Raw genomic sequence first — 13,076 nt, forward strand, 5'->3', positions numbered from 1 at the left:
TGCTTGATGATTTTTGAAAAAATAATCATCATTGGCGATGGAACAATAGCCCTAGAGATAACTAAGATTTTATCTACATATAATCCTATTGTGCTCTCTTATAAACCTCACGCTTTAAGCATCTTGCAAATTTTTTGCAAAAAAAGTCATATCTCTTATCATAATTTCAACGAAAATATCGCAATTACAGATTTTTTGGATACTTTTAATAAAAAAACCCTTATTATCAGTGCAAACAACTCCTACATATTCCCAAATAAAATTATCGATAAACCTCAAATGAAGATTATTAATTTTCACAATGCCCTTCTCCCACTTTATAAAGGAGTCAATGCACCCATTTGGAGCATTTATAACCAAGATAAAGTCTCGGGTATCACCTGGCATATGGTAAGCAGTGAGCTAGATAGTGGAGATATTATTTCTCAAAGTGAATTCGAATTAACCTCGCATATCAAAGCTATAGAACTGATAAAAATCCTCATGCAACTAGGTATTCACTCTTTTTTAAGTTTTAAAGAAGATCTTTTAAAAGATACCTTAAAACTTAAAAAGATGCCTCTCTCGTGTGCCCCCATCAATAAAGCCAAAGATCTTCCTAATGGAGGATTTTTGGATATAAACTGGAGTGAAGATAAAATTAGTGCATTTTTACGAAGTATGGATGCAGGAGGAGTGATACCTAAGCCTAAAATTTTAATATCAGCAATTGAGCATCTCATAGAATCATATGAATTTGGAGGAAAATCTCATATGACAAATTCTTTAGTACTATCTAAAAATAATATTTCAATGATCTTAAAACCCAATGGGGGGGGGGGTAGTAACAAATCTTGCAATAACCTCTTGAACTTCTTTGAAAATCAGAGGTGTGCGTGAGATTTCTAAGTTCTGAAACTATCAACAAACATCATCAAGATTTGCTGAGCAATACTGCTTACTATACAAATTATTTTAATCATCAAAAAGAGAATATCTATGGTGAAATCACTCAAAAGAGTTTGATTTTTATGGTTAAATATCTTGATTTTACTTCTTTATATTTTACTTCTACAGATTTAGATGATTTAGAACAATTGATAGCAAACTTACCTACAGAAAATATTTGTTTAGAGATCATTCAAAAAGGAGATATACCCCCTGAATTAGGAAAAATCCTAAAAAAATACTTCACTCTAGAAAGCATTTATGAAAAAATAACCCTCTATATTAAAAACCTAAAATCCAAACTCAAAACTCAAAATTTGCTTGAAAATATCCAATATTGTGCAGAAAATGAATGGGATTTTTTATACAAAAATCTACACGAAAGCTTTAATAGTTACTTTGATCATCTTCCTGATAAAAATACGCTACTTTCTTATATCCAAAACAAACAAGTTCTAATCAAAAGAAGAGATAAAAAAATTTCAGCTTATTGTATTTTTACAACAAAAGGTAAAACCTCACACCTGAACTACTTGAAAAATATCAATGCCAATTCATTTGAAATCATTGAATTACTAGAAGAATATTATGAAAAAATAAAAACTCTCCAAATCACTCACGTCTATTTATGGGTAGATATCAGCAAAAACATTCGAGTCAAAAATACACACTTAAGATATGGTTATCAAACCAGTAATGTTTTTAACTATGCTTTTGTCAAATTCAATCCAAGGAAATTATTATGAAAGAAAAAATTCAAAATCTCATCTATAAATGTCTGCAAAATCTAAGTGATGAACTAGCAAATGATGAACTCAAAAATCCCAATGAAAATACTAAGATCTATGGCAAAGATGGGAATCTTGATTCTTTGGCACTAGTCTCTTTGATATCAGATTTAGAAATGATGATAAGCGAAGAAATGCACTTAGATATAACACTAGCAGATGAAAAAGCGATGAGTGAAAAAAATTCTCCTTTTAAAGATGTCAAAACTCTAAATGACTATATCTTGAATTTAATCAACTCCCAAAAGTTGCAATAATGAAAGTTTTCATTATCACTGGTTCAAGGAAGGGTATCGGAAAAAATTTAAGTGAGTACTATATAAAACAAGGTCATATTGTCTGCGGATGCTCTCGTTCATCTGCAAGTATCTCGCACCCCAACTACAGACATTTTGAACTCGATGTTGGGGATGAAAAAGCAGTGGTGAGTATGGTTAAAAATATCAAAAAAGAATTTGGGAAAATTGATGTTTTGCTCAATAATGCAGGTATTGCCTCAATGAATCATATCCTCTTGACACCTTTTAAAACAATGCAAAATATATTTTCCACGAATTTTTTTGGAAGTTTTTTATTTATCAGAGAATGTGCTAAGGTAATGAGTGCAGATTTTCAAAAATTAAAAAAAGAAGGCAAAGCCCCACATTTTAGAATTGTCAATTTCACTACCATCGCTAGTGCCTTGAGATTAGAAGGTGAGGCTATATATGGTGCTTCAAAATCGGCTATTATAAATCTTACAGAAGTTGCTAGTAAGGAGTTAGCAACCTTTGGAATTACCATCAATGCAATAGGTCCTACCCCAATCCCAACTGATCTGATAAGAAACATACCTAAAGAAAAAATAGACGCCCTACTCTATCTTCAAGCCATCAAAAGATTTGGAAGTTTTGAAGATGTGCTTAATGTGATTGAATTTTTTATTGATGAAAAAAGTGATTTTATTACAGGCCAAACTCTATTTCTAGGAGGCGTGAATGGCTAACTTTACACATTTCTTTTTAAAAAAACTAGACTCTTTTTCTAAAGATAGAAAAGCCCTCATTTATGAAAATACCACCTATAACTATGAGGATCTGATTCAAAATATTCTATACAAAATAAAAAAATTGGAAAAATTTCCAGAAGGTTCTATCATAGGTATCATTGGAGATTATGATATTGATAATATTTCAATGCTCCTTGCTTGTATTGAAAAAAGATTTATTGTGGTTCCTTTTGTGAATAATGATGAGATTTCAAATAAACTCCATGAAGGGCAAGTTGATTTTTTGTATTATCAAGACAATATAAAAACTTTAAGTCCGCCTTTTCCAAAACACCAAATTTTACAAGATTTAAAAAAACTCACCAAAAGCGGATTGATTCTTTTTTCAAGTGGAAGCACGGGTAAGCCAAAAGCTATTGTTCATAATCTAGATAATCTTTTGAATTCCTATATGAATAAAAATTCCAAAACAATGAATATCTTGTTATTTTTAATGTTTGATCATATTGGAGGACTCAATACCCTCTTTCACACCCTATCTATTGGTGCTTGTGGAATCGCTATAAAAGAACGGAAGGATATTTATTTACTCGCAAAAACCATTCAAAAATATCAAATATCGTTACTTCCAGCCTCGCCATCTTTGCTAAATCTGGTACTTTTAAGTGATGTATCTTCATATCTTGATTGTGTTAAAATCATCACTTATGGAACCGAATCAATGCCAGACTCACTCCTTTTGCGATTGAAAAAAACATTCCCTAAGGTAAAATTTCATCAAACCTTTGGAACCACTGAAGTAGGAATTGCACAAACAAAAACATCTGAAAATACATTTAAATTAGAAGGAATGGAATATAAAATCAAAAATGGTGAGTTATGGATAAAATCAAAAACACAAACGCTCGGGTATATCAATGCTGATAATTCAGTTTTTGATAACGATGGTTTTTTTGCTACAGGAGATTTGGTGGAAGTAACATACAAAGACAATCAAGAATATTTAAAAATAATTGGTAGATCCAAAGAGATTATCAATGTTGGAGGTGAGAAGGTATCACCACAAGAAATAGAAAATACCATTTTACAAATAAATGGCATTCAAGATTGCATCGTGTATGGAGAATATAATCCCATCACAGGACAAAGCATCACCACAGAAGTAGTGATTGATAACAATATACTTCCAAATGATAAAATGGAACTGAAAAAAATTATTCGTGAATTTTGCAAAAATTCATTGCCAAAATACAAAATCCCCACAAAAGTTATCCTGATGGAAACATTAAATCTTGGGACAAGATTTAAAAAATCAAGACTCAACAAAACCTCCTAAAAGGACACAACATGAATAGATATAAAAATTCAGATGTGTTTTTGATTTGAATGCATAGATAAGAAGATTTGATAGAAAAATAATCAAAATAATATTTCTATGTCTTTCTGTAATATTTCTCTTTGAATCGCTATTAAGGATTCTAATTTTTTAAAATCTCTATGAATTTGAAACCTATCTGCAAGTAATAAGGCATTTGAAATAGAAACAATGGAGCCTTTACTTTCAAAAGAATACATGTTTCTGACATTTTCTGCAAAATTCTCAATATCTCTATTCCCTACATATTTACTACTCACCCAATGATAATAACTTCGATTTATCTTATATTCATCTTGTAGCTTATTGGCAAATGTGTAAATGTAATCATTCATTTGTCTTGATGAATTGGTATTTATTCTAAATCCTTTTGAATACGCTTTTGCATCTACTATCAATCCATAACTGTCATCGTCGATAGATGCCCTATACCACATTAGACTATCTGGTTCCCTATTTCCAACGCCACCAAGCTTTATACCTTCAAAACCTATAACTTTGTTATATAACTCAAAAATAGAGTCTTCAAACTCCTTACAGTATTTCTGTCCACTAAATGATTGTTCTATAATCTTTTCAATTAAATTTTGATCTAAATTTTTAGTATTATCAATAACATAATTTATATTATTTTTAATTTCTTTTTTAATTATTTCATCTTGCATATAAAAAATAGGAATATTTAAATTTATATTCTCTTTCAAGACAATATAATCTCCTATAATTTCTATAAGCAATCCTAAATTTTGAAGCTTAGCAATATCGCTAATAAAATCAGCTCTTGAAATATTGCTGTTATTTTTTAATAAATATTCATTGATTTTTTCATAACTCAGCAGTTGATTTTTTTTCTGATTCAAGATATCAAGAATCAATGCCCTTCTCATTCTTAATATTTTATTCCCTATTTGGCTCCTAGAAGCCAACATTTCATAAGAAACATTCTTGTATATTTTTTTACTAGTGCTTTTTCCTAATGTTTTTGTATAGGCCTGTATGCCTCTTTCTGTTATTTGATATGTATGTGGTGTTTGAGCTTCAAAACCATCATATTTTAAATTTTTTGTAGCTTTTTGAACTAATCCTAGTTCTATAAGATAGTTAGCAATCATTCTTGCATATTTATCAAGAGTGCTTTCTTTATTGCTTTTAATTTTATTTTTATCTTTTGAATTGTGATACATTTTAATGTAGTTGTTTAAACCTATAGTGAGAAATCCACTCTCTCCAACAAAGCCAAGCTTTTGTGCAATTTCAAATTTTGTCAATGGTTCTGGGGAATCTCTAAGTAGTTGCAATACCCTACAAGCTGGTGGATAACTCAATAAAGCTTCTGTCAAAATACTCTTTTCGTTGTCTTTACCTGATTGTGATAACTCCCTACCTAAATCAGTTACAACAAAATCGTCATATTCTCTATCGTATTGAACAAAGTTTAATGCTTCACAGAGCCTTAAATAAGTTTCATTTGCCCATCTTCCAATGCCTAATGATAGACTAATTGATTGTTGTGAAGCCAAACTATCCATTCTGCCATATTGAATAAAATCAGAAACAATACCTTTTAAATTTGATAATTTACCAGCATCTTGTATCCAACCAAAAGTTCTATTTGCCACTTTCGACCTTTTGAAATATTAAAATATATTGATGGATTTGGTTAGAAACAAAACCAAAAGGATAACCATAAGGATATAAATTAACGCTCTGATCTACCCAAATTTTCATTCCTAAATAATTTAGATTATCTATGGTATTCAAATCTCTAATAATATCTGTGTGCAATAAATTCAATTCCTTCTGTTTAGGTTGCATATCCTTTATGAAAATCACAATATGACCCTTATTTTTTAAATATTTCATAGAATCCAAAATACTTTGATTGAATATCCTCAAAAAATCATTCCAAATCATATTTCCTAAATCAAGTTTAGAATCACTGAAAGGTGTAGGGGATATATCTCTACCCCTCTTGAGTGCCTCACCTGTTTTAGGTCTTGAAAGCATATTTCCATAGGGCGGATCAATTAAAATTAAAGATACTTCCTCTTTATTCAAAAATCCTCCTATATCATTTTTCAAAAATTCAATACTATCAGCTTCAATAGCAACCTGTTCTTTGAGTTTTAAATAAGCATTTGCTTCTGTATAGGCTTTTATAAATTTATCATTTAAGTCTATCCCAACAGCTTTTCGATTGCACAAGGACGCACCCAATAATGTCCCTCCAACGCCCATAAAATAATCTAAAACGACTTCTCCTTCTTTTGTAAAAAACTCTATAATCTGCCTCATGAGTTGTGGCGGTTTAGGTGAAGGATGTATTTTTCTAATATGATAAGCAAAACTATCTTTTCCATTTGTGCTATATCGAGTAGTAATAACCGAATTTAGAAAAAAAGTCCATTCAGCACCCGATAGATCGTTTAGCTTATTCTTAATGTGGTATTTTTTTCCATCTTCAGTTTGAATAACTCTTTTTGAACTTCCAATCACTCTTGCTTTTAGAATATTATGTTTTACCCAATCAGGAAGAGATTTGATTTCTTCTTTGGAAAAAACTTCTATGGGCAAAAAGTGCTCTTTAGCATTGTCATTCGCAATAATTCTCTTTTTATTTTTTATTTCTTTTATTTTTTCATCTAATATTTTTTTTATTGATAGTTCAATTTGCTCTGATATTTCATTTATAGAACTCTGTATTTTTTTTTCTTTTAGAAACTTATTGAGCTTTTTTTTATCGATCATTTTTATCTCTTTTCTATATAAAATAGTAATTCATGTAAATTATGTTCAATTTTTTTTGAAATATGCTTGTATCTCCTATAAGGAATTTTTATCAATTCATAACTACCCTCTTTACCAAATTGTTTCAAAACATTTTCTATTTCATTAATATTCATAATTCCCTCATTGCTATAACTCAACAATATATATTTAAAATTTGCATTTTCTATTAAATCAGAAAGCATGTTCAATGCTTTATTCTTAATGCAATAGTCTGATTTTTTATCTCCATAAGGTCTCATTCCTGATTTTCCGTATATTTTAGGATTGTCATATTTTGCAACTGTTTCAAGAATATGATAATTAGGAGCGTATTGTCTTGAGTTGTATGGTGGATCTATGTAGAGCATATCGCCTGATATTTCTCTAATCAATTCATTAGAATTTTTATTGAAGCACTGATTGTTTTTTTTATTTTCAACAATTTCTAGTTGTGGTAATTCTAATTTTTTTAAAGCTCTTTTATCCCAATACTTCAAATATGCCCCATAAGTTCCAGCTATATTTGAAATAAAAGGAATAGATTCTAAAAGTGATGCTAACAGATAAAAGTATTCATTTTCGTTCAAAAAATCCTTATTTTTCCATTCTTGAATTGTTTGCCTGATAAAATCAATTCTTAGAGCATTTTGGTTACTAAAATATTGCCTTTTGGAATACTTATTTGGAGAATAGTTTTTGTAAATAAATGGCTCATTTGTGAGATGATTTGGTTGTATATTTGTATTTTGTAAATAATCAAACAATTCCCTATGTAGATTTTTTTTTATATTTTGAAATGTAGGATAGCAGTCATTTTGAATTGTTGCTTTTTGAAGTACAAATGAAAAATACAAAAAGTCATTTGAAATAATTTGAAAATCTTTTTTAAAATATCTACCTACGATGGAGGTTCCTGAAAATATATCACAAAATGATTTCACATTTAATTTTTTATTTTTAATAATTTTTTCAATTTCTTCTAACAATAAAACCTTTGACCCAATATATCTCATATAGCCTCAATAATAATTTTCAAAATATTTCTTCTTGTAATTATATCCAAGAATACACTGATAGCAAAAATCTATTATGATATAATTCAGGCAATATTTTAAGAATTAGGGGAAATAATCAAGATCATGATCTTTGACTCAAGCTATTTCGTTGTTGTAGCTTCAAACTGTTTTTCTCAAATGCATAGTGTTATACTAATCCCTGTGAAAAATCTACTCAAAGAAATTAAGCGGGTTACTCAATGAAAAATCTAGCTCCTGTTTTGGTGATGGTTTATGATAGGCTAGATTCCCTTGAAAATGCTATAAATTCCCTAAAAACAAATAAATTAGCCAATCACACAAATTTATACGTCGTCTCTGATGCTCCATATAAAAATGAACATCAAGAAATCATCACAAAAATAAGAGAATACATCAAAAATATCAGTGGATTTCAAAAAGTTGAAGGCATTTTTTGGGAAAAGAACAAGGGTAGTTTTGATTCTGGAAAAGATGCTATGGAATATCTTTTTACCAAATATGATCGAGTTATTAGCATTGAAGATGATATTTTGGTCTCTAATAAATTTTTGGAATATATGAATAACGCCCTTGAGTTTTACAAAGATGATAAAAGGATTTTCTCCATCACTTCTCATCTGCATTACAAGAAAAATCTGATCCCGAAAAACTATCCTTATGAGATTTTTCTTCTTAAAATGTTTAATCCTTGGGGAACTGCGATCTGGAAAGATCGTTATGAAAACATTGATTGGAATTTAACTGGAGTGAAAGAATTCTTAGAAAATAAACACGAACTTGCAAAATTCAATTCAATCTCTCCTCATTTGCTTCCTATCCTCAAACATATGCTTGATAATGACAAAAAATATACAGATTTAATGATCTGTTACAATATGTTTAAAACCCATCAATACACGCTATATCCTACCAAAACTCTTTCAGTAAATCGAGGGTTTGATGGAAGAGGAGAACATTGCGGAGAAGATAAATACTGGCAAAACCAACCACTAGTATTTGATTTTTCTCCAAAAATGATAAAAGACATCCCATACTCTGAAGTCATGGGTAAGATTATGCATAATGCTTACTTTTCATATCGGACAAATATGATCAATCCGATACTAAAAAAACTAAAAATCTACAGATTTCTAAAAATCATCTATGATTTATTTAGATCAAAAAAGAGATAAACTTATGGGTCATTCAATGGTATATATGACAATGAGTGATGACCTTGTCCATCTAGAAACATAATCAATATCTTGAAAATAGCTTTGAGCTATGGAAAAGTTATTGCAGGATTACTAACTGAAGTGCCATCGCCCCTTATAAAAGACTCCCCCTTGCAACCATAAATAAAGGAAAAACAACCATAGAAACCATAAAATCTAGATGAAGTTATTCTCTAAAACACACTAAGCTATGAAGAAAAATATCAGATCTGCCCACCCATAAAAGAGAGAACAGAGGCATATGCCTTATGATATCAATCTTGATTTGCCCTTTGAAAAGTATAAACCACCACATCTTAAGAAAAATACATTTTAGAAATTCTGTATAATACCCTTATGAATTCACATAAGTTGGGCAAATGAAAATATTACATCTTGTTTCTCAAGACTCTGGGGGAGCTGGAAGGGCTGCTTTGAGAATCCACAAAGCACTTCTTAATGAACATATTGACTCCATTGTGCTCGTGCAACAAAAGACTACCGATCAACCTGGCGTTATGAGATTGGCAAAAACAAAAAAAGAGAAGATAATCGAAAAAATTAGGCCTTTATTACCTTTATTTTTTCTATTGCCCTATCCTCAACATCATCGTGATATTTTTTCTCCAAATCCTCCTAGCAATAGACATCTGATTAAAACAATCCTTTCGCTTAAACCTGATTTGATTCACTTGCATTGGATTAACAATGGATTTTTAAATATCAAAGATCTTGCAAAAATAAATATTCCCATGCTTTGGAGTCTCCACGATGCAAATCCATACACGGGCGGTTGTCACATTATTCCTAATGAGTGTGAGAATTTCAAAACACACTGTCAAAAATGCCCTTTTTTACATTCAAATTCCATACACGATTTGAGCTATTTTATATTTAATAAAAAAGCTAAAATCTATCCAAAACTCAATCTTACCATCAATGGACTGAGTAAATGGATTACTGATTGTGCAAAACAATCAATGCTCTTAAAAGAAAAAAAAATCATCAATCTACCCAATTGTATTGACACACAGCTCTATCAACCTATCCCAAAATCCATCGCTAGAGAAATTTTAAATCTACAATCCTCTAAAAAAATCATCTCATTTGGAGCAATTGATGCGACAAGCATCGATAGAAAGGGTTATCATCAATTAAAAAAAGCTTTGAGCCTTTTGAAAAATAAAGAAAATTTTAAATTAGTCATATTTGGAGCATCTCAGGGAGAAAGTATTGAAGGAATAGAAACTTTGTATTTAGGGCATTTAAGCGATGATATTTCTCTAAAAATTTTATACAATGCTAGCGATGTTTTTGTAACACCAAGCCTTGCAGAAAATCTGAGCAATGTTATTATGGAATCTTTAGCTTGTGGGGTTCCTGTGGTGGGATTTGATATTGGCGGGAATAGCGATATGATCGAGCATAAAACAAATGGCTATTTGGCTAGAGACCATAAAGATCTAGCAGATGGTATCAAGTGGGTTTTAGATCTAGAGCAGACAGATTATGACACCCTTTGCAAGAATGCTAGAAAAAAGATTTGCACAAAGTTTGATAGCAACATCGTTTCTTTGGAGTATATTAAAACATATAAGGAAATTTTAAATGATTAAAATCATCAAACTTCCCTTCAAAATAGCATTCAGAATATATACTGAAAAATATACCTCACTAAAGTTGATTTCAAATATATTCAGCACAACCTTTATTTTTTATGTAAAAAGTCGTTCAGTATATTGATATTGCTAGAACGTGTATTTGAGATCATAAATTTACCCAAGAAGTTTAGATTCTATGACAAAACCTCCATTAGATTGTATTAACCACTTTGCTCATTGAGGAAATTATCAAAGTCATTAACACCTTCTATCTTGTTACGGGCATTATCTAATGTAAAGCCATCATTTTTAACATTGAAATACCAAATATGTTTGTTTTTTCTTGATTGTTTTTTGATGATCAATACATTGCTTTTAACTCCTGTATTTGGTAAAAATATTTTTTTAGGCAGTGATATGATGGTTTTGATTTCATATTTTTCAATAAGCTCTCTTCTTAATTGTGTATAAGCTTTGCTACTATCAAATAAAATACCTTCTGGCGCGATGATACCTGCCCTAGAATTTTCATAATCACTAAGTGCATCTAAACAATGCAACACCCCTGTCACTTCTGCAGAGTTTGTATTGAACCCATGTAAAGAAGCATATTCTGTTTTCATTCTCTTACCAAAAGGCATATTGGTTATGATCAGATCAAATTTTCCTCTTTGAGGGTTTTGATAACTATCTTGACGAAAAATATTAGAATGCCCATCACCTGCTAAGATCATATTCATTTTGGCAATATGGGACATTTTTGTTATTTCACCACCATATACAGTTGAAAATTTTAATGCCTCAAGTGTTTTCCATTGCGAGGCATACGATCATAAATATACTTATAGCTAGATATTAACATGCCACCTGTTCCACAAAAGGGATCATAGATTTTAGAACATTGCATAGGAAATTAGATGGCTCAAAACTTATGATTACAAGAAGGATTACACAGAACAAGCAAGACCCTTGTTTCGGTGGTGAAGTGATTTTTAGATAGGTTCAGAAATATACACTAAATACAATATATGCCATATTGATTTTATTAAAGACAGAAAAGTAACCTTTAAATATGTTTTAAATTTAATTGTGTTATTTTAAGAAAATATTAGAAAAGATGTGCTAATTTATATATATATTATATTTATATACTAGGCTATTTATGGCACAAGGAGCTAGAAATTAAAAATATAATCATTAATTTGCTATTTTTTGGAATACGATCAGTTTCGTAGTGATTTATAGATTAACTAGAAATGATAGGCAATAAGACTCTTTAAAAAATACATTTAAGATGATAGGAGGAGGCATGAGGCAATATCTTGAAAAAATTTGATAAATTATTGTATTTTATTAATCTATTCTAAGGGGGATATTTTACAATTGTATGTTGTAATTGAATGAAATAAGATATAAAGGATTCAAGATGAACAATAAAAATGAAAGAAACAGACCTCATCAAAAGAACTGCTAAAGACTTAGGTATGACTTACAAAGAACTAGGCGAGGCAATAGGACTAAGTGAAGCGAGTATGAGAAGATTAGCTACTAGCACAGAAATAAGCAATCAAGTGGCTAAATCTATAGAGATGTTTTTAGAGATACAGAGGCTAAAGCAAGAGCTTGAAGACTATCACACTATTAAAAGGCTATTATCAGAAAGTAGCATTACATTACAAAAAGGATTAAATCAATCTTTTTATATAAATAAAGGAGAAACATTAAATGGAAACGATAGTTTTGATAAAAAATACCAAATGGGAGTTAGATTATGAAGAAAATATTTAAGCATATCTTGGTTGCAATGATAGTATTAGTCTTGCTAATTACTAAATTAAAGTAAAGTAAAAAACCATCTCAGAGGACAAGCAACTCCTCTCAAAAACAGAGATTGATAGTATCATTAGTGTTTGTTTTTATAGAATCAAAATTAACATCAAAAATAAATATTGATAAAAAAATACAAAAATGGATTAATTCTTCGATTAATTATTGTTGTCTTGTATTTTTCATTACAAATAAATAGCTCTTTAATCTTGGAACTAATTTTTCAACCATACTATTCTAAACCCTTTTACTACCTCATTCATCCACATAATCCATCAGATAATAAAGATTATCATTTTTACCCAAAACTTCCAAATCTAATAAATACTTAAAAATAAACATTTCAACAACATTATATAGACATTTTTCAGGTTCTTTTCCTGTGCTTATCCAAATCTTTTGCCACACTCTATCAGCAAGATTTTTAGGATTTAGTGTTGATACTTTTTCAAGCTGATTATTTTTACCAATATGATTCAACCTATCAAATAATCTACAAAGTTCTTGTTTTTCTTCATCTGTTAATTTTTTATCTGCTATTTTTGCACTATCAAAAACAAATCTCAGTTCA

At 29.9% G+C, this 13,076-nt stretch carries 12 protein-coding genes and 1 pseudogene; 8 read left to right on the forward strand and 5 right to left on the reverse strand.

Features of this window, described 5'->3' with window-relative positions:
- The first annotated feature begins 6 nt into the window (after window positions 1–6).
- Genes BKH42_RS04975 through BKH42_RS04995 form a run of 5 tightly spaced genes read left to right on the forward strand, consistent with a single transcriptional unit; the run spans window position 7 to window position 4,039 of the window.
- Complete coding sequence (locus BKH42_RS04975; RefSeq protein ID WP_095295519.1) at window positions 7–879, forward strand: formyltransferase family protein; 873 nt, start codon at window positions 7–9, stop codon at window positions 877–879.
- Window positions 876–1,673, forward strand: a complete 798-nt coding sequence (locus BKH42_RS04980) for a hypothetical protein (protein WP_095295521.1) — start codon at window positions 876–878, stop codon at window positions 1,671–1,673. The genes BKH42_RS04975 and BKH42_RS04980 overlap by 4 nt, the downstream gene beginning before the upstream one ends.
- Entirely contained in the window at window positions 1,670–1,972 is a 303-nt protein-coding gene (locus tag BKH42_RS04985; protein WP_095295523.1) for a hypothetical protein, read from the forward strand. Before BKH42_RS04980 ends, BKH42_RS04985 begins: the two co-directional genes overlap by 4 nt.
- Window positions 1,969–2,700: an SDR family oxidoreductase gene (locus tag BKH42_RS04990; protein ID WP_095295525.1), complete on the forward strand. Its 732-nt coding sequence runs from the start codon at window positions 1,969–1,971 to the stop codon at window positions 2,698–2,700. The genes BKH42_RS04985 and BKH42_RS04990 overlap by 4 nt, the downstream gene beginning before the upstream one ends.
- Window positions 2,693–4,039, forward strand: a complete 1,347-nt coding sequence (locus BKH42_RS04995; protein ID WP_095295527.1) for a fatty acid--CoA ligase family protein — start codon at window positions 2,693–2,695, stop codon at window positions 4,037–4,039. Before BKH42_RS04990 ends, BKH42_RS04995 begins: the two co-directional genes overlap by 8 nt.
- Before the next feature lie 83 nt (window positions 4,040–4,122).
- Here BKH42_RS04995 and BKH42_RS05000 read toward each other — a convergent pair whose 3' ends face one another.
- Genes BKH42_RS05000 through BKH42_RS05010 form a run of 3 tightly spaced genes read right to left on the reverse strand, consistent with a single transcriptional unit; the run spans window position 4,123 to window position 7,860 of the window.
- A complete protein-coding gene (locus tag BKH42_RS05000; RefSeq protein WP_095295529.1) occupies window positions 4,123–5,697 on the reverse strand; it encodes a restriction endonuclease FokI catalytic domain-containing protein in 1,575 nt (524 codons plus the stop codon).
- A complete protein-coding gene (locus tag BKH42_RS05005; RefSeq protein WP_257874271.1) occupies window positions 5,687–6,826 on the reverse strand; it encodes a site-specific DNA-methyltransferase in 1,140 nt (379 codons plus the stop codon). Before BKH42_RS05005 ends, BKH42_RS05000 begins: the two co-directional genes overlap by 11 nt.
- A gap of 2 nt (window positions 6,827–6,828) precedes the next feature.
- On the reverse strand, window positions 6,829–7,860 hold the full coding sequence (locus BKH42_RS05010) for a DNA adenine methylase (RefSeq protein WP_095295533.1): 1,032 nt from the start codon (window positions 7,858–7,860) through the stop codon (window positions 6,829–6,831).
- Between the two features lie 242 nt (window positions 7,861–8,102).
- Here BKH42_RS05010 and BKH42_RS05015 point away from each other — a divergent pair, with 242 nt between their 5' ends.
- Both BKH42_RS05015 and BKH42_RS05020 read left to right on the forward strand, forming a co-directional pair.
- Entirely contained in the window at window positions 8,103–9,056 is a 954-nt protein-coding gene (locus BKH42_RS05015) for a glycosyltransferase (RefSeq protein WP_095295535.1), read from the forward strand.
- A 401-nt stretch (window positions 9,057–9,457) separates the two neighbouring features.
- A complete protein-coding gene (locus BKH42_RS05020; RefSeq protein WP_095295537.1) occupies window positions 9,458–10,693 on the forward strand; it encodes a glycosyltransferase family 4 protein in 1,236 nt (411 codons plus the stop codon).
- A gap of 206 nt (window positions 10,694–10,899) precedes the next feature.
- Here the strand turns inward: BKH42_RS05020 and BKH42_RS05025 are convergent.
- A pseudogene (locus BKH42_RS05025) lies at window positions 10,900–11,451 on the reverse strand (N-6 DNA methylase); the annotation flags it as partial.
- 666 nt (window positions 11,452–12,117) lie between these two features.
- On the opposite strand from BKH42_RS05025, the gene BKH42_RS09500 reads away from it, so the two are divergent.
- On the forward strand, window positions 12,118–12,453 hold the full coding sequence (locus tag BKH42_RS09500; RefSeq protein WP_180673984.1) for a hypothetical protein: 336 nt from the start codon (window positions 12,118–12,120) through the stop codon (window positions 12,451–12,453).
- A 307-nt stretch (window positions 12,454–12,760) separates the two neighbouring features.
- Here the strand turns inward: BKH42_RS09500 and BKH42_RS05035 are convergent.
- A partial coding sequence (locus BKH42_RS05035) for a hypothetical protein (protein WP_219349832.1) occupies window positions 12,761–13,076 on the reverse strand: 316 nt, incomplete at its 5' end.

It is taken from the genome of Helicobacter sp. 13S00482-2 (genome assembly GCF_002272795.1).
Classification (GTDB): Bacteria; Campylobacterota; Campylobacteria; order Campylobacterales; family Helicobacteraceae; genus Helicobacter_J.

What these genes read in the sequence shown, in the direction of transcription:
- BKH42_RS05015 (WP_095295535.1), top strand. Translation starts at nt 8,103, where the DNA reads ATGAAAAATCTAGCTCCTGTTTTGGTGATGGTTTATGATAGGCTAGAT.
- BKH42_RS04985 (WP_095295523.1), top strand. Translation starts at nt 1,670, where the DNA reads ATGAAAGAAAAAATTCAAAATCTCATCTATAAATGTCTGCAAAATCTA.
- BKH42_RS04995 (WP_095295527.1), top strand. Translation starts at nt 2,693, where the DNA reads ATGGCTAACTTTACACATTTCTTTTTAAAAAAACTAGACTCTTTTTCT.
- BKH42_RS04975 (WP_095295519.1), top strand. Translation starts at nt 7, where the DNA reads ATGATTTTTGAAAAAATAATCATCATTGGCGATGGAACAATAGCCCTA.
- BKH42_RS09500 (WP_180673984.1), top strand. Translation starts at nt 12,118, where the DNA reads ATGAAAGAAACAGACCTCATCAAAAGAACTGCTAAAGACTTAGGTATG.
- BKH42_RS05010 (WP_095295533.1), bottom strand. Translation starts at nt 7,860, where the DNA reads ATGAGATATATTGGGTCAAAGGTTTTATTGTTAGAAGAAATTGAAAAA.
- BKH42_RS05005 (WP_257874271.1), bottom strand. Translation starts at nt 6,826, where the DNA reads ATGATCGATAAAAAAAAGCTCAATAAGTTTCTAAAAGAAAAAAAAATA.
- BKH42_RS05020 (WP_095295537.1), top strand. Translation starts at nt 9,458, where the DNA reads ATGAAAATATTACATCTTGTTTCTCAAGACTCTGGGGGAGCTGGAAGG.